The sequence below is a fragment of the Nonomuraea sp. B1E8 genome (assembly GCF_039871515.1).
GTDB lineage: Bacteria > Actinomycetota > Actinomycetes > Streptosporangiales > Streptosporangiaceae > Nonomuraea.
On record NZ_JBDPLS010000017.1, the window covers coordinates 117,053 to 135,877 of the forward strand.

The following is an 18,825-nucleotide window of genomic DNA, read 5'->3' on the forward strand; positions in this document are numbered from 1 at the left end:
CACACGAGAGACATCTTCATGGATGCTGCGCTCGCCGATATCACTGACGGCTTGTGGACATATTTGCTCATTCCCGTGGTCGTTCTCCTGGGACTTTTCTTCACCATCCAGTCCAAGGGTGTGCAGTTCCGCATGTTCCCGGAGATGTTTCGGGCGGTGGTGCGGAAGTCGGCGCCGGACCGGGAGGGCGGGAAACCGGTGTCGTCCTTCGGCGCCTTCACCATCTCCGCGGCGGCCCGGGTCGGCACCGGCAATGTGGCGGGAGTGGCCACCGCCATCACCTTGGGCGGGCCGGGGGCGGTCTTCTGGATGTGGGTGATGGCGGTCATCGGCGCCGCGTCGGCGTTCGCTGAATCGACCCTCGCGCAGCTGTACAAGGTGCGCGACAAGGAGTCCTTCCGCGGCGGTCCGGCTTACTACATGAAGTTCGGCCTCAACGCCAAGTGGATGGGCATGATCTTCGCGGCGGTCATCACGCTGACCTTCGCACTGGCCTTCAACTCGGTGCAGGCCAACACGATCACCGCCACCATGGTGTCGGCGTTCGGCATGCCCGCCGACTCGGCCACGCCGTCCGTCATCATCGGGCTCGCCCTGGTCGCACTCACCGCGCTGGTGGTCTTCGGTGGAGTGACCCGGCTGGTGTCGGTGACGACCATGGTGGTCCCCGTGATGGCCATCGTGTACCTGCTGCTCGGCACAGTCGTTGTGATCACCAACATTCACAACCTCCCCACGGTGATCAGCCAGATCGTGAGCAGCGCCTTCGGATTCGAGGAGATGGCGGCCGGCGGTCTGGGCGCGGCCATCATGCAGGGCGTGCGCCGGGGATTGTTCTCCAACGAGGCCGGGCTGGGCTCGGCACCGAACGCGGGCGCCGCGGCCAGCGTGCGGCACCCGGTCAACCAGGGGCTGGTGCAGGCACTCGGGGTGTTCTTCGACACCATCCTGGTCTGCTCGATCACCGCGTTCACCATCCTGTTCGCCAACCCCACACTGGCCGGCAACGACGAGACAGGGGCCAACCTCACCCAGTCCGCGCTGGTGACGAACCTGGGCTCGTGGGCGGGCGTCGCCCTGGCCGTGGTGATCTTCATGCTGGCGTTCAGCTCGGTGCTGGGCAACTACTACTACGGCGAGTCCAACGTGGAGTTCCTGGTCGGCCGCAAGGGCCTGCCGGTGCTCCGCGTGCTGGTGCTCATCGCGGTGTTCGTCGGCGCTGTGGGCTCCTTCGCCACGGTGTGGGCCGTCGCCGACCTGATGATGGCACTGCTGGCGCTGATCAACCTGGCCGCGCTGGCACCTCTCTCCAAGACCGCGTTCAAGCTGCTGGCCGACTATGTGGCACAGCGCAAGGCGGGCGTGGAAGATCCGGTCTTCACCAAGGACCGGATGCCCGAGCTGCGCAACGTGCAGGTCTGGGACAGCGCCGACGTGCCGGTGAAGAACTGACCCCGACCTCAGCGAGAAAGGCCGAGCGACCCTCCGAATAGCCAGCAAGGCCTTTCCCGCATCCACGCAGTATGGGGATGGAGCCAGGGAAGCGGTAGCTCAAGCGGCAGTCGAGGAGTAAACCTTGTCGGATCCAAATCCATCACATGCCCTCGAAACGAATCATTCGCTACTCGAAGAAAACAGCGGTCACATCTGTCAGGCGGGCGTCTATCTCGACCGGGTGACAACGCACTACAGGGACGAGGTTTATGCTCTCCAGGCGCACTTTGGAAACCCGTCCACAGACGAAGTCGCAGACGCCTTCCGCAAGGGCAGGGACGGCTATCTCGGTTTCGAAGAGGTTTATCGCGACCTGGATGACGCGGTGGAGGCCATCCGGGAGTCCTACGCCGCGATTTCCGTGATGGTGGTACAAATGAGCACCAATATCAAGGATGCGGACTGGGTTAACATGCTCAACGTCGGAGCCGTCCAGGAACTCATCGAGTTCAGCTCAAGAGACAACCCCATCGCCGTGCCGACCACCATGGCTCGCCGCGACTGACCCACAGGGAGACGACGTATGGCGGCGATGGGGCCGGCAGCCAAGGTGACGCTCGGCCTGATGGGCGGCGTCGGTCTGGCGGCAGCTTTGAATCCCGAGACGATACTCGGAGTGCGGGAACTGGAGGGCGATCCGGTGCAGATCCGCAAGGCTGCGGACCTGCTCGACTTGATCGCCGACATGATCGACTTTCATCAGCAGCAGGCTCACACCTGGGCCTCCGAGATATGGGAGGAGAACTCCGGGCCGGGGTACACCGAATTCCGCAAGTTCTGGGAGGGCAAGTTTGGCTTGGCGGTGTTCGCGACGGCGCTGAAGTACCGAAGAGCCGCCCAGGCGTGCCGCTCCTACGCCGAGGTCATCGAGCAGACCAACTACGCACTGAAGGTGCTCTGCTGGATCCTGATCGCGGACATGATGTTCACCGTCGGCTACCAGCTCGTCACCTGGAAGATCTTCAGGGCGATCATGCGCCGAAAGGCGCTGTTGGTCAAGAAATATGGCGAGACCTTTTCCATCAAGTACATCCTGCCCTACCTCGTCTACCCGATCGCGGACAGCATCGCCTACGCAGCAGGCACAGTGGCAATTCCCTTCGTCATCAACAAGGCCGCCGGGCTGGAGAGGGACTTGGGCGGCAACGAGGTGACGACACTGGACTACAACGTGCGTGAGTACGGCCGCCACTTCCTGAACAATATGGCCTTCGACCACGTCGCGGACGCCAGCGCCTGGGGCATGCAGAAGGTGCCGGGACTACGGCTCCTCGGAAAGGACGTCCCGCTGCCGAACGGTTGGCGGCTGAACACCGGAAGCTTCGTCCCCAGGATGGCCGGATCGACTGCCTACTCAATGGTCGGGGATCTGCTGAACCACGACAACCCGCTACCCGGTACCGAAACCGGCCTGACCGCGGAGGCGATGTACCAAAAGCTCCTGGTCCACGGTTCGCGCTCGTTCATCCCTAGGAGATGACTGCTGACCCACCCGGCCGCGGCTACTCCAGATCGAGGTATGGCCCGGCCACACGGATGGCCTTGCGCCCGGCATCCATCATCGCCTGCCGGGCGGCATCCATGATGGCCTCAGCCAGTTCTTCGGAGCCCATCCGCATTGCCCGCGGGTCGATCCGCAGTCCCAGCACTTCTCCGGACGGTGCGACCCGGACCAGGACCTTTCCGCCCGCACTCGCCGCTTCCCCTTGTATTTCATTGATTTGTCCGATGACGTCGGACAGCGGCTGAGCATCTTTTCGAAATTCCGCCACAAGCCGGTCCAGCTCGGGATCAAAGCCCTTATCCTCGTTCATGCTCCGAATCTACTAGAGATTGTTGATGATATGGAAGTAGCTGCGAACGACAAGGAAGTCGTACAGAACGTGTGGACCGCAGTCAAGCCGTTCATTGGCCGAGGCAAGGTCGCGGATTATATCCCCGATCTTGCCAGGGTAGATTCCAACCAGTTCGGCTTCGCATTGGCGACGGTGGACGGCGAGGTGCATTCGGCCGGTGATGCGACCATTCGCTTTTCGTTGCAGAGCATCATCAAGGTGTTCGGCCTGGCACTGGTGCTGAGCCGGGACAGTGACGACATCTGGAAGCGAGTCCATCGCGAACCGGCGGGCATGCCGTTCAATTCGCTGATTCAACTGGAGATGGAGCGGGGAATTCCGCGCAACCCGTTCATCAACGCCGGGGCGCTGGTCATCACGGACCAGTTGCTGACGGACCGGGGCGACGCTTTCGACGCGGTACGCACCCTGCTGCGCGCCGAGACGGGCAACCCCGAGGTACAGGCGGACACCGTCACCGCGACCTCCGAGGCCACCTACGGGTTCCGCAACGCCGCGATGGCCCACCTGATCGCAGACTTTGGCAACCTGGCTAACCCGGTGGACCAGGTGCTGGACCACTACTTCCGACAATGCGCGCTCATGCTGAACTGCGATGAACTGGCCCGCGCCGCATTGTTCCTGGCTCGTGACGGGATGCGGCAGGACGGCTCGCGACTCCTGTCCGCGCGGGACGCCAAGCGGATCAACGCGATCATGCTGACCTGCGGCACCTACGACGCCGCCGGGGACTTCGCCTACCGGATCGGGCTGCCGTGCAAGAGCGGGGTCGGCGGCGGCATCATGGCCATCGTGCCCGGCCGCTACGCCCTGGCCGCATGGGGGCCAGGGCTGGACCAGAAAGGCAGCTCAGTAGCAGCGGCATCAGCGCTTGAGGCCTTTGTCGCGCTGACCGGCTGTTCGATCTTCTGACCCGACGGCCCAGCACGAAGCGGTCACCTGATGGAGTGCCCGAGACGTCAGCCTCCGCACTGACCCGCATCGATGAGGTGCCGCTGATCCGGAAGATGGGTTACCCCGGCCGCAGCATGTGCTGAGTGCCACAGTCCTCCTCGACACGTTCCACCAGCCCGGCTGCGGCCATCGCATTCGCCAGGTCGTGCGCCGTCAGCGAATGGGCGGGCGGGAGCGCTTCGGAACTCGGTGTCAGATCAGAGCACGATGGGCCACCGGCCTCCGGCAGTACCTCCAGCACCAGGGCGTGGACTCGGACGCCGTTCAGGATGCCGGACTGCACCATCTGCAGTTCAGCATATGGCTCGACGCCGAGTTCCTCGCGCAACGCTTGACGGCACTCCACGTACGCGGCCAACGCTTCCTCGCGGCGGCCTCTGCCGTACAGCGCGAGAATGAGCAACATCCACGCTCGCTCGCGGAACGGATGGTCCCTCAGGCACTTCCGGGTCCGGGCGATCACCGAAGCGTACATCTGGGCGGCGAGCTCGAGCTCGGCCAGGTTCTCGTTCAGTGCCAGGCGCTGCTCGCCGAGATGCTCCAACTGGGCGGCCCACTGCGGGTGCGGCGACAGGTCTTCCAGCGGACTGCCGCGCCACAGGTCGTCAGCCCGGCGGAGTAGCTCCAGGGCGATCTTCGGGCGGTGCCGCTCAAGAAACGACTCCGCCTGCCGTGTCAGCTCGACGAAGGTCAGCATATCCAGCTCGTGTGGGCTGACCTGGAGTTGGTAGCCAACCGAGTCACCGACGATCCTTGCGGGGTCGCCCAGCGTTGTGCGAAGAGAGCTGGCGTAGGTACGGATGTTGGCGATCGCAGAGCGTGGTGGGCGGCCCCGCCAGAGGATCTCAATCAGGGCGTACAGCGGCACCACCCGGTTGGGATTGAGCAGAAGCGTGGCGAGGAACTGCCGTGGCTTTTCCGCGGCCAGCAGGACGACCCGCTCCCTCGCCCGCACGGTCAGCGGCCCTAGGATGCCAAAACGCAATCCGTCATCTGACATAAGGCGAAATTACGTAACCTTTTGTTTCCTCTGTGTTAGCGAGTCAGTTGGTCAACTCCCGGTCACCGTCGCCGGTCTTCGCGTAGGGCGAGGTCACCGTGACAGGCATCTCCTGACGCTCCGCCGGTAATCCGGATTAGCACTGCGGTAACCCTTGACACCCGCGCGGCGCGGGGCGAACAATGCCAGGCATCGCCCCGCGCTAATGCGCATTAGCTTAGGATCCGCAGATGTCTCCCCCCGACCCTTCACGCCGTCTGACCCAGCGCGACATCGCCCGCCTGGCCGGTGTCAGCCAGACGACCGTGTCGCTGGTGCTCAACAACCGCGCCGACGCGGCGTCCCGCATCCCGGCCGAGACCCGCGACCGCGTGCTGCGCGTGATCAGGGAGACCGGCTACGTCGCCGACCCCGCCGCCCGCAGGCTCGCCGCGGGGCGCAACCGCATCCTCGGGGTCTTCACCTACGAGCCCGTCTTCCCCAGCGCGACCGGCGACTTCTTCCACCCCTTCCTGGTCGGCATCGAGGAGTGCGCCGAGCTGCGCGGCTGCGACCTGCTGCTGTTCACCAGCGCCCCCACGGTCGGCGGCCGCAAGCGCGTCTACCACCAGGACCACCGGCTCCGGCTGGCCGACGGCTGCGTGCTGCTCGGTCGCGAGCTCGACAGGGAGGACCTCACGCGGCTGGTGGGCGAGGGCTACCCGTTCGTCTCCGTCGGCCGCCGCGAGAACGCCGGCGGCAAGGTGCCGTACGTGGGGGCCGACTATCCGGCCGCCGTCCGCGACCTGGTGGCACGCATCCACGCCATGGGCCATGAGCGCGTCGCCTACCTCGGCACCGGCGAGGGCCCCGAATCGTACACCGACCGCTACCAGGGCTACGCCGAGTCGGTGCCCGCCGAGCTGCGCCTGCGGCCGGGAGAGCCCGCCGCCATGGCCGAGCAGGTGCTCGCCGCCGGCGTGACGGCGGTGCTGGCCGAGGAGTACGCGGACGCGGTCGCGCTGACCGGCCTCCTGGGCCGGCGCGGCGTCTCGGTGCCCGATGACCTGTCGGTCGTCACGCTGGGCGACCCGACGCGGCCCGCCCCCACCGACATCGACTTCACCGGCTTCCGCATCCCGAGGCGAGAGATGGGCCGCCAGGCGGTGGAGGACCTCACCGAGCTGATCGAGGGCGGCTCGCCCGTGCAGCGCCTGCTGCCGTGCGAGTACGCCGAGGGCGCTACCCTGGCGCCCGCCCGTCCATGAAAGGAAGCGTTTTGCGCGAGTCGAGCACCGAGGTACTGATCGTCGGCGGCGGCCTCGGAGGGGTGGCCGCGGCGCTCGCGGCCCTGCGGGCGGGCAGGAAGGTGGTGCTGACCGAGGAGCACGACTGGCTCGGCGGGCAGCTGACCAGCCAGGCCGTCCCGCCCGACGAGCACTCCTGGGTGGAGCAGTTCGGCGTGACCGCGAGCTACCGGGCGCTGCGCGACGGCATCCGCGCCTACTACCGCCGCCATCACCCGCTGACCGAGGGCGCTCGCGCCTGGCGCGAGCTGAACCCTGGCGGGGGCTGGGTGAGCCCGCTCTGCCACGAGCCGAGGGTGGCGGTGGCGGTGATCGAGGCCATGCTGGCCCCCTACCGCGGCGGCGGGCGGCTCACCGTGCTCCAGCCCTACCGGCCGGTGGAAGCCGAGGTCGAGGGCGACCGCGTGGTGGCCGTGAAACTGGCGCACCGCGACGGCGGCGACCCGATCTGGCTCGCCGCCCCCTACATCCTGGACGCCACCGAGATGGGCGAGTTGCTGCCGCTCACCGGCACCGAGTACGTCACCGGCTTCGAGTCGCAGGCCGCCACCGGCGAGCCCAGCGCGCCGGCCGTCGCGCAGCCGCTCAACATGCAGGCCGTCTCCGTGTGCTTCGCCATCGACCACGTGGACGGCGACCACACGATCGACCGGCCCGAGCGCTACGACTTCTGGCGGGCGTACGAGCCGGAGTTCTGGGGCGGGCCGATCCTCGGCTGGCGCAGCCCCAACCCCCGCACGCTGGAGATCTCCGAGCGCTCCTTCACCCCCAACCCCGGCGACGACCCGCTCCAGGTCCGCGCCGACCAGCGGCGCAACCCCGGCGACGGCAACCTGTGGACCTTCCGCAGGATCGCCGCCCGCGACCTGTTCGCGCCGGGCGCGTACGCCAGCGACATCACGCTGGTCAACTGGCCGATGATCGACTACCTGGAGGGCGGCGTCATCGACGTGCCCGACGCCGCCGAGCATCTCGAACGGGCCAGGGAGTTGTCCAGGTCGGTGCTCTACTGGATGCAGACAGAGGCGCCGCGTCCCGACGGCGGCACCGGCTGGCCGGGGCTGCGGCTGCGCGGCGACGTGACCGGCTCGGCCGACGGGCTGGCGCAGGCCGCGTACATCCGCGAGTCGCGCCGGATCCTCGGCGAGTACACGGTCGTCGAGCAGGACCTGTCCGTGGCCGTACGCGGCGACAAGGGCGCGGTGCGCTACCCCGACTCGGTCGGCATCGGGATGTACCGGATCGACCTGCACCCCTCGACCGGCGGCGACAACTACCTCGACGTGCCGAGCAGCCCGTTCGAGATCCCGCTCGGCGCGCTGGTCCCCCGCCGCGTCGGCAACCTGCTGCCGGCGGGCAAGAACATCGCCACCACCCACATCACCAACGGCTGCTACCGCCTGCACCCGGTCGAATGGAACATCGGGGAGGCCGCGGGCGCGCTGGCCGCGTTCTGTCTCGACCGGTCCACCTCGCCGCACGCCGTGCGGAACGACCCCGGCCTGCTCTCCGCGTTCCAGGAACGCCTTGAGGAGCAGGGCGTCGAACTCCACTGGCCGGACGTCTCCGGCTACTGATCCCCCCTTTTGAGGAGCGCCGATGCGCATCAGAATGGCCGCCGCCGGCCTCGCGGGCCTGCTCGTCCTGACGGCCTGCGGCTCAGGTGAGGACGCCGCCTCCAGCGGGCCCGCCGCACTGCGGATGACGATCTGGACCGGCAACGAGGAACACCTCGACCTGCTCAACTCGATCGCCGACGAATATCGCAAGACGCACAAGGACGTGACGGCGATCAAGTTCGACACGCTGCCGATCGAGAACTACACCACGACCCTGACCACGCAGATCGCCGGCGGCAACGCCCCCGACCTGGCCTGGGTGCTGGAGAACTCCGCGCCCGACTTCGTCGGCTCCGGCGCGCTCGCGCCGCTGGACAACCTGGTCAAGCCCGAAGAGTTCGCCCCCTCGACCACGCGGCTCTGGCAGCGGGACGGCCAACTGTACGCCTACCCGTTCTCCACCTCGCCCTTCGGCGTCTTCGTCAACCTCGACCTGCTCAAGAAGGCCGGGCAGAAGCCGCCCAAGGCGGGCTGGACGTGGGAGCAGGCCGTCAAGATGGCCGCCGCGGTCAACGAGGAGACCGGCAAGGCCGGCCTGGTGGTGCGGGACTTCGACTACAAGGGCTGGGACAACCTGGCCACCGTGTGGGGCGGCTGGGGCGCCGAGGCGTGGAGCGAGGACGGCAGGACCTGCGGCTTCGCCAAACCCGAGATGGTCGAGGCGATGACGTTCCTGCACAAGGCGATCTTCGAGGACAAGGCGCTGCCCGCACCCGGCACGACGGCCGACTTCTTCGCCGGCGAGGCGGGAATGACGATCACCCAGATCTCCCGCGCGTCGCTGCTCAAGGACGGCGACTTCACGTGGGACCTGATCCCGCTGCCCACCGGCCCCGAAGGCGCCTACAGCGTGATCGGCCAGGCCGGCATCGGCGTGATCAAGAAGAGCCCGAACGCCGCCAAGGCCGCCGACTTCCTGGCCTTCCTGTCGAACCCGGAGAACTCCGCCAAGCTCGGCCAGTATTTCCCTCCGCCGCGCACCCCGCTGCTCACCGCCGACAGCCTGGCCAAGAGCAACCCCCTGCTCAAGCCCGAGCAGCTCCAGCAGGTCGTGATCGACGGCATCGAGAAGGGCCGGGTCAAGCCCAGCCACGCGGGCCAGGCCGAGCTGGCCCAGACCGTGCGCGCCGGGCTCGACCAGCTCTGGCAGCCGGGCGCCGACGTCGCCAGGACGCTGACCGGGGTGTGCTCCTCGATCCAGCCGATGCTGGCCAAGTGATGGCGGCCGACGCGCCCGGCCTCGCCCGTGCGGCCCGGCGGAGCCGTACGGGCTGGTGGACCGCGAGCAGGCGCGACCACCTGGTCGGCTACCTGTTCGTGACCCCGCAACTCGTCGGCAGCCTGCTCTTCGTCTTCCTGCCGCTCGGCCTGGTCGTCTACTACAGCCTGCACGAGTGGAACGTGCTCGCCGACACCTTCTCCTTCGTCGGCGCGGACAACTACCGGCAGTTGCTCGCCGACCCCAACGTCCCCAAGGTGCTGACCGCGACCGCCCTGTTCTCCGTCGGGCTCGTGGTGGCCAACCTGACGCTGGCCATGGTGCTCGCGGTGCTGCTCAACCAGCGGCTGCGCGGCATGGTCGTGTTCCGGACGCTGTTCTTCTCGCCCGTGGTCGTCTCGCTGGTCGCGTGGACGATCGTGTGGGGGTTCCTGCTCCAGCGCGACGGCGGCGTCAACGCGCTGCTCCAGGCGGTCGGCGCCGAGGGGCCCAACTGGCTGCGTACGGGCTCGGGCGCGATGGTGTCCGCGATCGCCGTGCAGGTGTTCAAGAACGTCGGGCTCAACATGGTGCTCTTCCTCGCGGCGCTCCAGGGTGTGCCGAAGGAGCTGCACGAGGCGGCCAGGATCGACGGCGCGGGCGCGTGGACCAGGTTCGCCAGGATCACGCTGCCGATGATCAGCCCGACCGTGCTGCTCACGTCGATCATCACGGTCGCCGGGTCGCTGCAGGTCTTCGCGCAGATCGCGGTGCTGACGCAGGGCGGCCCGGGAACCTCGACGACCGTGCTCGTCTACTACCTCTACCAGCAGGCCTTCCAGTTCCATCACTTCGGCTACGGCGCCACGCTGTCGGTGCTGCTCTTCGTGATCGTGCTCGCCCTCACCGTGCTGCAGTGGCGGATGCGCAGGAGGTGGGTGTTCCTTGAGAAGTAAAACCGTCCTGTACGGCGTGCTCTGCGTGTTGTGCGTGCCGTTCGTCTTCCCGACCTGGTGGATGGTCACCTCCTCGCTCAAGCCGGTGAACGAGATCTTCGCCTTCCCGCCGTCGCTCCTTCCTGGCCGGCCCATGCTGGACGCCTACCGCCAGGTGTTCGAGCTGCAGCCCTTCGCCCAGCAGTACTGGAACAGCCTCTACATCGCGGCCCTCGTCACCGCCGGCACGCTGGCGGTCTCGGCGCTGGCCGGGTGGGCGTTCGCGCGCATCCGCTTCCGCGGGTCGAACGGGTTGTTCCTGGTGATCCTCGTCGGCCTGCTGATCCCCAGCGAGGTCACGATCGTGCCGCTCTTCCGGCTCTTCCACTCGGCCGGGCTGACCGACACGCACTGGCCGCTCGTCCTCATCCCGGTCCTGGGCGCGCCGAGCGTGCTGGCCACGTTCATCATGCGGCAGTTCTTCCTCGCGCTGCCCAGAGAGCTCGACGAGGCCGCGGCGGTCGACGGGCTGGGCCGGCTGGCCACGTTCTGGCGGATCGGGCTTCCGCTGGCCAGGCCCGCCGTCGGCGCGGTGGCCATCTTCACCTTCCTGCACAGCTGGAACCTGTACCTCGAACCGATCGTGTTCCTGACCACGCCGGAGCGGTTCACCCTGCCGCAGGCGCTCACCCAGTTCGTGGACGCCTACGGTGGGCCCATGTGGAACGTGCAGCTCGCCGCGGCGTCGATGACGGCGCTGCCGGTGCTCGTGGTCTTCGTCGTGGCGCAGAAGCAGTTCGTGGAAGGACTGGCGCACACGGGGCTGAAAGGATGACCCTCCTGGCTTAAGCGGTTAACGCCGTCCGTTTCGAAGGACACGGTGTCGCCTGGCCGGTGGCCTACAGTAGAGAGGGTTACCCGGTTCAGGAAAGGACGTCCGTGAAGCGACCGACGATCGCCGACATCGCCAGCCGGGCGGGAGTGTCCAAGGTGGCGGTCTCCTACGCGCTCAACGGGCAGCCCGGGGTGTCGGAGGCGACGCGGGCCAGGATCGTCGCCATCGCCGACGAGATCGGCTGGCGGCCCAACAGCGCGGCCCGGGCGCTCAACGGCGCCAGGGCCAACTGCGTCGGCCTCGCGCTCTGCAGGCCCGCCCGCATCCTGGGCGTCGAGCCGTTCTTCATGGAGCTGATCTCCGGCATCGAGGCCGTGCTCGCCGACCGCTCCTACGCGCTGCTGCTCCAGGTCGTCACCAGCCACCAGCAGGAGAGCGAGGTCTACCGGCACTGGTGGGGCGAGAGCCGCATCGACGGCGCGTTCCTCGTCGACCTGCACTATGCCGACACCCGCGTGACCGAGCTCGAGCGGCTCGGCATGCCGGTCGTGGTGATCGGCCATCCCTCGGAGTCCGGCTCGCTGTCGGCCGTCTGGTCCGACGACGGCGAGGCCGTCCGCGAGACCGTCGGCTATCTGCGGGCGCTCGGCCACCACCGCCTCGCGCGGGTCGCCGGGCTGCCCGAGCTCGTCCACACGACCGTGCGCGACCAGGCGTTCGCGCAGGCCTGCGAGGGCGTGGCCGAGCACGTCATCGTGCACACCGACTACACCGGCGAGGAGGGCGCCAGGGCCACCAGGCGGCTGCTCAGCTCGCCCGACCGGCCGACGGCGATCGTCTACGACAACGACATCATGGCCGTGGCCGGCCTGTCGGTGGCGCAGGAGATGCGGGTGGAGGTGCCGCGCGACCTGTCCATCGTGGCCTGGGACGACTCGCCGCTGGCGCAGGTCGTCCGGCCACCGCTGACCGCGCTCACCCGCGACATCCCCGCCTACGGCGCGCACGCCGCCCAGCGCCTGCTCGCCCTCATCTCCGGCGAGAGCGTGCCCCCCTACCAGGACCAGGCGGCCGTGCTGACGCCGCGCGGCAGCACGGGGCCCGCCCGCTCCTGACCCCTGCGCGGGCCCCGTGCGCGCAGGTCCGCGGCGCGTGCCGCGGGCGCCAGGTGCGTGGCTGGCAGACCGCGCGTTCCCACCGCGGCACGCGCCGTCCCCTCCTTCGCGGCACATCCCATCCGTACGGAGCGCGGGGTGGCGCTCCTGAGTACACCCGCCTTGTTGACAAATTTTTTTGTCGGCTCTACGTTCGACGCATGAGCACAGTACGTTCGGCCGACGGCACCCCCATCGCCTACACCCGCGCCGGCCAGGGCCCCGCCGTCATCCTCGTGGACGGCGCCCTCAGCTTCCGCGCGCAGAGCATCAACACCGGCCTGGCCACCGCCCTGGCCGGGGACTTCACGGTCTACACCTATGACAGGCGCGGGCGCGGCGAGAGCGGCGACACCCCGCCGTACACGACGGAGCGCGAGATCGAGGACCTCGCCGCCCTCGCCGCGCTCGCCGCCGAGACCGGCGGCCCGGTGCGGCTCTACGGCACCTCCTCGGGGGCCGCCCTCGCGCTGGCCGCCACCGACGCGGGAGTGCCGGTCGAGAAGCTGGCGCTGTACGAGCCGCCGTTCATCGTCGACGACACCCGCCCCGCCGTCCCCGCCGACTACGAGCGCACGCTGAACGAGCTGGTGGCCGCCGGCCGCCGCGCCGAGGCGGTGCGCTTCTTCATGCGCGCGGGCGTCGGGCTGCCGGGCGTGGTCGTGGCGATGATGCGGTTCATGCCGGCCTGGTCCACGCTCACGTCGGTGGCGCACACGCTGCCGTACGACGCGGCGTTCGTGGCGCCGTACGAGAAGGGCGAGCCCTACCCCGAGTCGAGCTGGGCCGCGGTCAAGACGCCCACGCTCGTCATGGACGGCGGCAAGAGCAAGCCGTGGATCCGCAACGCCGCCAGATCGCTGGCCGACCTGCTGCCCGGCGCCGAGCACCGCACGCTCGACGGCCAGACCCACATCGTCAAGCCGGCGGCGCTGGCGCCCGTACTGACGGAGTTCTTCCGCTGACCTGCTCCCCCGCCCCTGAGCGCCGAGAACCGGCGGGGCGCCGGACTGTCCGCCGGCGACCGGAAACCCGGCGGAGGCGCGTCGCCGAGCTCGCCGACGGGGTGGCGTGACCGCACTCCCCCGGGCCGCATGACGACCGCCCGACAGGGGCCTTGAGCAGGGGCGTAACGCGCGGGCTCGCGGGTAGGCGGGGCTCCATGACCGAGGGTTTCGACACCGAGATGTTGTGGGAAGAGTTCCACCGGACGGTCAACATGAACTCCGAGGAACTGCGCGCGCATCTGCTCGCCGACGCCTCCGACGAGGAGGGCTTCCCGCCCGACCCTGACCTGGGCATCAATGAGCTGGGCCGGGGTGTGCTGCACGTCCTGGGCAAGCGCAAGGGCGACCTGACCAGTGCCGATCTCGACGTGATGCGGCAGGTCGTCGACCTCGTCGAGACGATGGGCGACCGGACGGACGACGAGTCGCGGCGCGAGCTCATGTCCGTGGGTCACGATCCGTTGAGGGGATAGCACATGGTCGCGCCGCGCGCGTGGATCGAAGGGTACGTACGAGCCTGGAACTCCAACGATCCCGGCGACATCTCCGCGCTGTTCACCGAGGACGCCGTCTACTACACCGAGCCGTACAGCTCACCCTGGCAGGGGCGCGACGCGATCGTCTCGGGATGGCTGGCGCAGCAGGACAAGCCGGGCGATGCCACGTTCGAGTGGCATCCGGTGTGCGTGACGGACGACATGAGCGTCATCCAAGGAGTCACGACATATCCCGATAAGACGTATAGCAACCTCTGGATCATCCGCTTCGCACCGGACGGGCGGTGCCGGGAATTCACCGAATGGTGGATGCTGCACGATGTCAAATGATGCAATGGCCCGAGCCGCCTTCACCCGAGGAGATCCGTTGAAAGACAACCTCGACCTCGCCGCGAGCGCCCAGCAGCTGGCCGACGCCGCCCCGACGGGATCGATCGACCGCGCCGCCGCCTCGTCCGTGGCCATCACGCTCGCCACGACCCGCGACATCACCGACGCCAGGAAGACGCTGGACGGGCTCACCCCGGCAGAGGTGCGCACGGCGGCGCTCGCGATCTTCGACCGGTTGTCGGCGGACTAGTTCGGCAGGTTCAACCACCGAGGCCGGCCGTCGGCAGGGACACCGGCCCGCGATGTGCGCTGCCCCCGTCCGGAGCCGGGCCCCGGCAGCCCAGCCCGCCCTGCGCCTGAGCGATGTGCCCTCCGAGCCGGTGAGGGGATCATCGATCGACCGCCCGCGCACGCCGCAGGGATCTCATGGAGCGGGAACGGTGCGCAGGTGGCCGACCAGTTTCTGGATCTCGCGCGCGTAACGCTCGGCGAACTCCGGCGAGGCCGGGTCGTCGTCCCAGACGGCGCGGATGAGCTGGGGGAAGGAGATGCCGGCCGCGGCCATGGAGAACAGCGCCACCAGGACGGCGCCGGGGTCGAGGTCGGCGGGGAACTCGCCGTCCTGCTGGCGCCGGCGCAGGTGCTCGAGGTCGCGGCGGACGTCGGCCACGAACGCCGGATCGGGCGGGCCGTCGTCCGTGAGCCCCTGCCAGAGCATCAGCCTGCCGTAGTCGCGGCGGGAGGAGTTGGCCCGCACGTAGCCGGCGACCAGTTCGGCGAGCTCGGACGAGGGGTCCGCGAAGGTGCTCTCCTCCACGTGCCATCGTGCGTTCAGCGCCTGGTAGAGACCCTCTTTGCCGCCGAAATAGTACGAGATCAGCTGCTTGTTGACGCCGGCCCTGGCGGCGATCTCGCTGACCCGCGCGCCCGCGAACCCCTTCGCGGCGAACTCCTCCAGCGCCGCCTGCAGGATGCGGGCCTTCGTGCGCTCGGGGTCGCGCTGTTTCTCCTCCGGTGCTCGTCTCATGGCCGCCAGATTATCATCCATCCGTTTGGTTGACAGAATCAGCCAAACGGATGACTATTGCTCGCATGACACCTCACATCGCGATCATCGGTGGCGGGATCGGCGGGCTCTGCCTGGCCCAGGGGCTGCGCAAAGCCGGTCTCGACGTGACCGTTCACGAGCGGGACCGCACCCCCGCCGACCGCCTGCAGGGCTACCGCGTGCACATCGACCCGCACGGCGCTCGCGCGCTGCACGACTGCCTGCCCTCCCACCTGTGGGAGGCCTTCCTGGCCACGACCGGACGGGGCGGCCAGGACTTCGGCTTCCTCACCGAACGGCTGGACCTGCTCGCACTGCTCGAAACGCCCAAGGCCGGCGACCCCGCCGATGACCACCACTCGGTCAGCCGCATCACGCTCAGGCAGGTGCTGCTGTCCGGCCTGGACGACGTCGTACGGTTCGGTAAGACGTACGAGCGGTACGAGAGGCTGCCCGACGGGCGGATCCGGCTCTTCTTCGCCGACGGCACCAGCGAGGACGCCGACATCGTGGTCGCCGCGGACGGCGGCAACTCGCGGGTCCGTGAGCAGTACCTGCCGCACGCCAAGCGGGTGGACACCGGGATCACCACGGTCGCGGGCAAGTTCCCGCTCACCGACGCGACCAGGAAACTCCTGGCCCCGCGACTGGCCGACGGGCCGAACACCATCATCCCGCCCAGAGGCATGGGCCTGTTCACGGCTCCGCACGACCTGGGCGAGGCCGTGACGTACGGCGGGATCGGGGTGACCGAGCAGGAGAGCGCCCTGATGGACAACACCAGCAGCTACGTCCTGTGGGCGTTCGGCGCGTCCGCCGGCCGCTTCCCGAAGGACATTACGGAAATGTCGGGCTCACAACTCCAGGGCACCGTAGCCGGCATGATCAGCTCCTGGCACCCCGACCTGCGCAGGCTCGTCGACATGACCGACCCCGGCACCATCACCCTGCTGCCGATCCGCACCTCGATCCCGATCGACCCGTGGCCGGCCTCCACCATCACCCTCATCGGCGACGCCATCCACAGCATGACCCCGATGCGCGGCATCGGCGCGAACACCGCCCTCCGCGACGCCCGCCTGCTCTGCGGCGAACTGGCGGGCGCGCTCACGGGCGCACTCACGGGCGCGCGCACGGGCGCACTCACGGGCCCACTTTCGGGCTCACTTTCGGGCTCACTTTCGGGCGCGCGCACGGGCGTGACCTCTGGCGGGCACACGAGCGGGCCCTCGGGCGGTGGCGACCCTGTCGCGGCCATCGCCCGCTACGAGACGCGCATGCGCGAGTACGGCTTCGCCGCCGTACGCGACTCGTTGCGCTCGGCCGAGCAGTTCATCGGCGACAACCGGGTGGCGCGCATGGGGTTCAAGGGTTTCCTTCGCCTGGTCCAGCGATTCCCCTCGCTCAAGGCCAAGGTGTTCTCCTGACCGCCTGTGCGCGGACCGGGCCGGTGCGCGGAATGTGGAGGCCGCCGGGCATCGACACGCTGGACGGCCGGCTGGAGGCCGTTCGCCGAGGGCGAGCTGGTCGTGGGGTTGCCGGAGTTCGGCGAGGCCACGGTGCCGCACCTCTCCGTCGAGCTGCTGCGTGAGCGGCTCGGCCCATGAGCCGGCCGCTGTCAGGGGCGCAGGCGGTGGAACAGCTCGACCCTGGCGTGGTGGTAGTCGAGGTCGTCCCGGTCGTGCTCGACCCCGGAGCGGGCGGCCTTGTGGAAGTAGGCGTATTCCCTGCGCAGTTTGTGGCGGACGAGCTGGGCCAGTGACTCCTCGTCGAGCCGGGAGGCCGTGCCGCCCGCCTCGTGGTAGGCGTCGACGAACTCCTTGCTCGGCCCCGCCAGGTCGTCGCCCCATTCGAGCGCGGCCGCCGCCAGGTCGATCTCGGGTGCCCCGACGAAGCATTCGTCCCAGTCGAGCACCGCCACTATCGTGCCGTCTCTGGCGAGCGTGTTGCCGGCGTAGAAGTCGCCGTGCAGGGGGTGGCGCAGCGGATGCCGGGCGTGGAAGCCGGCCAGCCAGCGGTCGAGCAGCGGGTCGTCCAGCTCGGCGGCGTCGGGGGGCGGGTCGCCGTACAGGCCGGACTCCTGCAAGGCGGGCACCGGGCGCGGGCCGGGCCGGCAGTCGGCCAGCGACCGGTGCAGCCGGGCCAGCAGGCGGGCGCCGGCCACGCGCTGCGCGGGCACCCCGGAGTCGGGCCAGGCCCCGTCGACGTGAGGCCAGCAGGAGATCGGGCGGCCCTCGACCGTGATGACCGTCGTCCCGTCAGGGGTGGGAACGGGGGCGAGCGCCTCCGGCAGCGTGGCGGCGGCGTGCCTGGCGATCGCGTGGCACCACTCGGATTCGGCGGGGTCGCGTCCGGCGGGGCCGACCCGGATCACATGGCCGTCGAGGCGGTAGGCGGCGGACTCCTCGCCACCGTGCAGCCGCTCACCCTCACCGGTCAAGCCCCAGGTCAGGGCCACTGCTTCGCGTATCGCGGGGGTCAGTGGAGCAGTGGCGTAGATCACCTCGCCAGCCTACGGCAACTTCACGCTTCCGGTTTGGCGGCGGATGCGCGATGGTTTAGGCAACGTGCACCGCGAGGTAAGGAGACCTGTGGTCAGTCCTGGCACGCTCGACACTCGGGGCAGCGATTTCGCCCGACTCGCCCATCGGATCATGGACGCCGGTCTCCTTGACCGGCGTCCCCTTTATTACGCCGTCAGGATGAGCATCGCAGCCGTGATCTATCTCGGCTGCTGGGCACTGTTCGCCTGGGTGGGCGACTCCTGGTTGCAGCTTCTCGTCGCGGCCGCGATGGCCGTGGTCTTCGCGCAACTCGGCTTCCTCGCCCACGACCTCGGGCACCGGCAGGTCTTCAGGAAGCGGCGGCCGAGCGACGTCGCCGGGCTGGTGATCGGCAACCTCGGCGTCGGGCTCGGCTGGGGGTGGTGGACCAGCAAGCACAACCGGCACCACGCCAACCCCAACCACGAGGACCACGATCCGGACGTGTCGCCCGCCGTGATCGTCTGGTCGGAGGACCAGGTCGCCAAAAGTCGCGGCATCCCCCGCTTCGTCGCGAAATATCAGGCTTTCTGGTTCTTCCCGCTGCTCACGCTGGAGGCCTGGCACCTGCACGTCGCCAGCGTCAAGGCGCTGCTCAAGCCGGGCGCCAAACGGCGTACGACCGAGCTCAGCCTGATCGTCGTGCACTTCGTGCTCTATTTCGGCCTGGTCTTCACCGTCCTGCCGCTCGGCAAGGCGCTGGTGTTCCTGATCGTGCACCAGGGGCTGTTCGGCATCTATCTGGGCCTCTCTTTCGCGCCCAACCACAAGGGCATGCCCGTGCTGACCAAAGAGGACAAACTTGACTTCCTGCGCAAGCAGGTGCTGACCTCGCGCAACGTCAAGGGCGGCTGGTTCACCGACGTGGCGCTCGGCCAGCTCAACTACCAGATCGAGCACCATCTGTTCCCGAACATGCCGGCGCCCAACCTGCGCAGGGCGCAGCCGATCGTCCAGGCGTACTGCGCGGAGATCGGCGTCGACTACCTGCAGACCGGGCTCGTCACGTCGTACGGGCAGGCGCTTCGCCATCTGCACGAGGTCGGGGCCGCGCTGCGATGACCGGCCG

General features: G+C 68.7%; 21 protein-coding genes. 17 read left to right on the forward strand and 4 right to left on the reverse strand.

Annotation, left to right across the window (positions count from 1 at the left end; all coding sequences use genetic code 11):
* Positions 1–18: 18 nt before the first annotated feature.
* The 3 genes from ABGA98_RS39630 to ABGA98_RS39640 all read left to right on the forward strand — a co-directional run bounded on the left by ABGA98_RS39630 (position 19) and on the right by ABGA98_RS39640 (position 2,974).
* The gene (locus ABGA98_RS39630; RefSeq protein WP_347623608.1) at positions 19–1,452 is read left to right on the forward strand and encodes an alanine/glycine:cation symporter family protein; all 1,434 of its coding nucleotides are present in this window, start codon (positions 19–21) and stop codon (positions 1,450–1,452) included.
* A 124-nt stretch (positions 1,453–1,576) separates the two neighbouring features.
* Complete coding sequence (locus ABGA98_RS39635; RefSeq protein ID WP_347623609.1) at positions 1,577–1,999, forward strand: hypothetical protein; 423 nt, start codon at positions 1,577–1,579, stop codon at positions 1,997–1,999.
* Between the two features lie 18 nt (positions 2,000–2,017).
* The gene (locus ABGA98_RS39640; protein ID WP_347623610.1) at positions 2,018–2,974 is read left to right on the forward strand and encodes a hypothetical protein; all 957 of its coding nucleotides are present in this window, start codon (positions 2,018–2,020) and stop codon (positions 2,972–2,974) included.
* Positions 2,975–2,996: 22 nt separating this feature from the next.
* On the opposite strand, the gene ABGA98_RS39645 is transcribed toward ABGA98_RS39640, so the two are convergent.
* Positions 2,997–3,308 carry a YbaB/EbfC family nucleoid-associated protein gene (locus tag ABGA98_RS39645; protein ID WP_347623611.1) on the reverse strand — a complete coding sequence of 104 codons (312 nt, stop codon included), beginning with the start codon at positions 3,306–3,308 and terminating at the stop codon, positions 2,997–2,999.
* A gap of 30 nt (positions 3,309–3,338) precedes the next feature.
* Here ABGA98_RS39645 and ABGA98_RS39650 point away from each other — a divergent pair, with 30 nt between their 5' ends.
* Positions 3,339–4,262, forward strand: a complete 924-nt coding sequence (locus ABGA98_RS39650; protein WP_347623612.1) for a glutaminase — start codon at positions 3,339–3,341, stop codon at positions 4,260–4,262.
* A 100-nt stretch (positions 4,263–4,362) separates the two neighbouring features.
* Here the strand turns inward: ABGA98_RS39650 and ABGA98_RS39655 are convergent, their stop codons facing one another.
* Positions 4,363–5,304, reverse strand: coding sequence for an AfsR/SARP family transcriptional regulator (locus tag ABGA98_RS39655; protein WP_347623613.1), 942 nt, complete (start codon positions 5,302–5,304; stop codon positions 4,363–4,365).
* A gap of 230 nt (positions 5,305–5,534) precedes the next feature.
* On the opposite strand from ABGA98_RS39655, the gene ABGA98_RS39660 reads away from it, so the two are divergent.
* The 10 genes from ABGA98_RS39660 (at position 5,535) to ABGA98_RS39705 (ending at position 14,415) form a co-directional block, all read left to right on the forward strand.
* The gene (locus ABGA98_RS39660; protein WP_347623614.1) at positions 5,535–6,551 is read left to right on the forward strand and encodes a LacI family DNA-binding transcriptional regulator; all 1,017 of its coding nucleotides are present in this window, start codon (positions 5,535–5,537) and stop codon (positions 6,549–6,551) included.
* 11 nt (positions 6,552–6,562) lie between these two features.
* On the forward strand, positions 6,563–8,167 hold the full coding sequence (locus ABGA98_RS39665; RefSeq protein ID WP_347623615.1) for an FAD-dependent oxidoreductase: 1,605 nt from the start codon (positions 6,563–6,565) through the stop codon (positions 8,165–8,167).
* Between the two features lie 22 nt (positions 8,168–8,189).
* Positions 8,190–9,428 carry a sugar ABC transporter substrate-binding protein gene (locus ABGA98_RS39670; protein ID WP_347623616.1) on the forward strand — a complete coding sequence of 413 codons (1,239 nt, stop codon included), beginning with the start codon at positions 8,190–8,192 and terminating at the stop codon, positions 9,426–9,428.
* On the forward strand, positions 9,428–10,363 hold the full coding sequence (locus ABGA98_RS39675) for a sugar ABC transporter permease (protein WP_347623659.1): 936 nt from the start codon (positions 9,428–9,430) through the stop codon (positions 10,361–10,363). The genes ABGA98_RS39670 and ABGA98_RS39675 overlap by 1 nt, the downstream gene beginning before the upstream one ends.
* Entirely contained in the window at positions 10,353–11,177 is an 825-nt protein-coding gene (locus tag ABGA98_RS39680; RefSeq protein WP_347623617.1) for a carbohydrate ABC transporter permease, read from the forward strand. The genes ABGA98_RS39675 and ABGA98_RS39680 overlap by 11 nt, the downstream gene beginning before the upstream one ends.
* Positions 11,178–11,281: 104 nt before the next feature.
* The gene (locus tag ABGA98_RS39685) at positions 11,282–12,292 is read left to right on the forward strand and encodes a LacI family DNA-binding transcriptional regulator (protein WP_347623618.1); all 1,011 of its coding nucleotides are present in this window, start codon (positions 11,282–11,284) and stop codon (positions 12,290–12,292) included.
* A gap of 200 nt (positions 12,293–12,492) precedes the next feature.
* Positions 12,493–13,296 (forward strand): alpha/beta hydrolase, encoded by an 804-nt coding sequence (locus tag ABGA98_RS39690; RefSeq protein WP_347623619.1) that lies wholly within the window; start codon positions 12,493–12,495, stop codon positions 13,294–13,296.
* 197 nt (positions 13,297–13,493) lie between these two features.
* Positions 13,494–13,811, forward strand: coding sequence for a DUF3140 domain-containing protein (locus ABGA98_RS39695; RefSeq protein WP_347623620.1), 318 nt, complete (start codon positions 13,494–13,496; stop codon positions 13,809–13,811).
* Positions 13,812–13,814: 3 nt separating this feature from the next.
* Entirely contained in the window at positions 13,815–14,165 is a 351-nt protein-coding gene (locus tag ABGA98_RS39700) for a nuclear transport factor 2 family protein (RefSeq protein ID WP_347623621.1), read from the forward strand.
* Positions 14,166–14,202: 37 nt separating this feature from the next.
* Entirely contained in the window at positions 14,203–14,415 is a 213-nt protein-coding gene (locus ABGA98_RS39705) for a hypothetical protein (RefSeq protein ID WP_347623622.1), read from the forward strand.
* A 174-nt stretch (positions 14,416–14,589) separates the two neighbouring features.
* Here the strand turns inward: ABGA98_RS39705 and ABGA98_RS39710 are convergent, their stop codons facing one another.
* Positions 14,590–15,192, reverse strand: coding sequence for a TetR family transcriptional regulator (locus ABGA98_RS39710; protein ID WP_347623623.1), 603 nt, complete (start codon positions 15,190–15,192; stop codon positions 14,590–14,592).
* Positions 15,193–15,257: 65 nt separating this feature from the next.
* Between ABGA98_RS39710 and ABGA98_RS39715 the strand changes: the two genes are divergently transcribed.
* On the forward strand, positions 15,258–16,640 hold the full coding sequence (locus tag ABGA98_RS39715; protein ID WP_347623624.1) for an FAD-dependent monooxygenase: 1,383 nt from the start codon (positions 15,258–15,260) through the stop codon (positions 16,638–16,640).
* A 6-nt stretch (positions 16,641–16,646) separates the two neighbouring features.
* Positions 16,647–16,820 (forward strand): hypothetical protein, encoded by a 174-nt coding sequence (locus tag ABGA98_RS39720; RefSeq protein ID WP_347623625.1) that lies wholly within the window; start codon positions 16,647–16,649, stop codon positions 16,818–16,820.
* 11 nt (positions 16,821–16,831) lie between these two features.
* On the opposite strand, the gene ABGA98_RS39725 is transcribed toward ABGA98_RS39720, so the two are convergent.
* Complete coding sequence (locus tag ABGA98_RS39725) at positions 16,832–17,716, reverse strand: phosphotransferase (protein ID WP_347623626.1); 885 nt, start codon at positions 17,714–17,716, stop codon at positions 16,832–16,834.
* Positions 17,717–17,915: 199 nt separating this feature from the next.
* Between ABGA98_RS39725 and ABGA98_RS39730 the strand changes: the two genes are divergently transcribed.
* Positions 17,916–18,818, forward strand: a complete 903-nt coding sequence (locus ABGA98_RS39730; RefSeq protein WP_347623627.1) for an acyl-CoA desaturase — start codon at positions 17,916–17,918, stop codon at positions 18,816–18,818.
* Positions 18,819–18,825: the final 7 nt, after the last annotated feature.

What these genes read in the sequence shown, in the direction of transcription:
- ABGA98_RS39630 (WP_347623608.1), top strand. Translation starts at nt 19, where the DNA reads ATGGATGCTGCGCTCGCCGATATCACTGACGGCTTGTGGACATATTTG.
- ABGA98_RS39640 (WP_347623610.1), top strand. Translation starts at nt 2,018, where the DNA reads ATGGCGGCGATGGGGCCGGCAGCCAAGGTGACGCTCGGCCTGATGGGC.
- ABGA98_RS39655 (WP_347623613.1), bottom strand. Translation starts at nt 5,304, where the DNA reads ATGTCAGATGACGGATTGCGTTTTGGCATCCTAGGGCCGCTGACCGTG.
- ABGA98_RS39700 (WP_347623621.1), top strand. Translation starts at nt 13,815, where the DNA reads ATGGTCGCGCCGCGCGCGTGGATCGAAGGGTACGTACGAGCCTGGAAC.
- ABGA98_RS39695 (WP_347623620.1), top strand. Translation starts at nt 13,494, where the DNA reads ATGACCGAGGGTTTCGACACCGAGATGTTGTGGGAAGAGTTCCACCGG.
- ABGA98_RS39670 (WP_347623616.1), top strand. Translation starts at nt 8,190, where the DNA reads ATGCGCATCAGAATGGCCGCCGCCGGCCTCGCGGGCCTGCTCGTCCTG.
- ABGA98_RS39710 (WP_347623623.1), bottom strand. Translation starts at nt 15,192, where the DNA reads ATGAGACGAGCACCGGAGGAGAAACAGCGCGACCCCGAGCGCACGAAG.
- ABGA98_RS39675 (WP_347623659.1), top strand. Translation starts at nt 9,428, where the DNA reads ATGGCGGCCGACGCGCCCGGCCTCGCCCGTGCGGCCCGGCGGAGCCGT.
- ABGA98_RS39690 (WP_347623619.1), top strand. Translation starts at nt 12,493, where the DNA reads ATGAGCACAGTACGTTCGGCCGACGGCACCCCCATCGCCTACACCCGC.
- ABGA98_RS39715 (WP_347623624.1), top strand. Translation starts at nt 15,258, where the DNA reads ATGACACCTCACATCGCGATCATCGGTGGCGGGATCGGCGGGCTCTGC.
- ABGA98_RS39730 (WP_347623627.1), top strand. Translation starts at nt 17,916, where the DNA reads ATGAGCATCGCAGCCGTGATCTATCTCGGCTGCTGGGCACTGTTCGCC.
- ABGA98_RS39645 (WP_347623611.1), bottom strand. Translation starts at nt 3,308, where the DNA reads ATGAACGAGGATAAGGGCTTTGATCCCGAGCTGGACCGGCTTGTGGCG.
- ABGA98_RS39650 (WP_347623612.1), top strand. Translation starts at nt 3,339, where the DNA reads ATGGAAGTAGCTGCGAACGACAAGGAAGTCGTACAGAACGTGTGGACC.
- ABGA98_RS39660 (WP_347623614.1), top strand. Translation starts at nt 5,535, where the DNA reads ATGTCTCCCCCCGACCCTTCACGCCGTCTGACCCAGCGCGACATCGCC.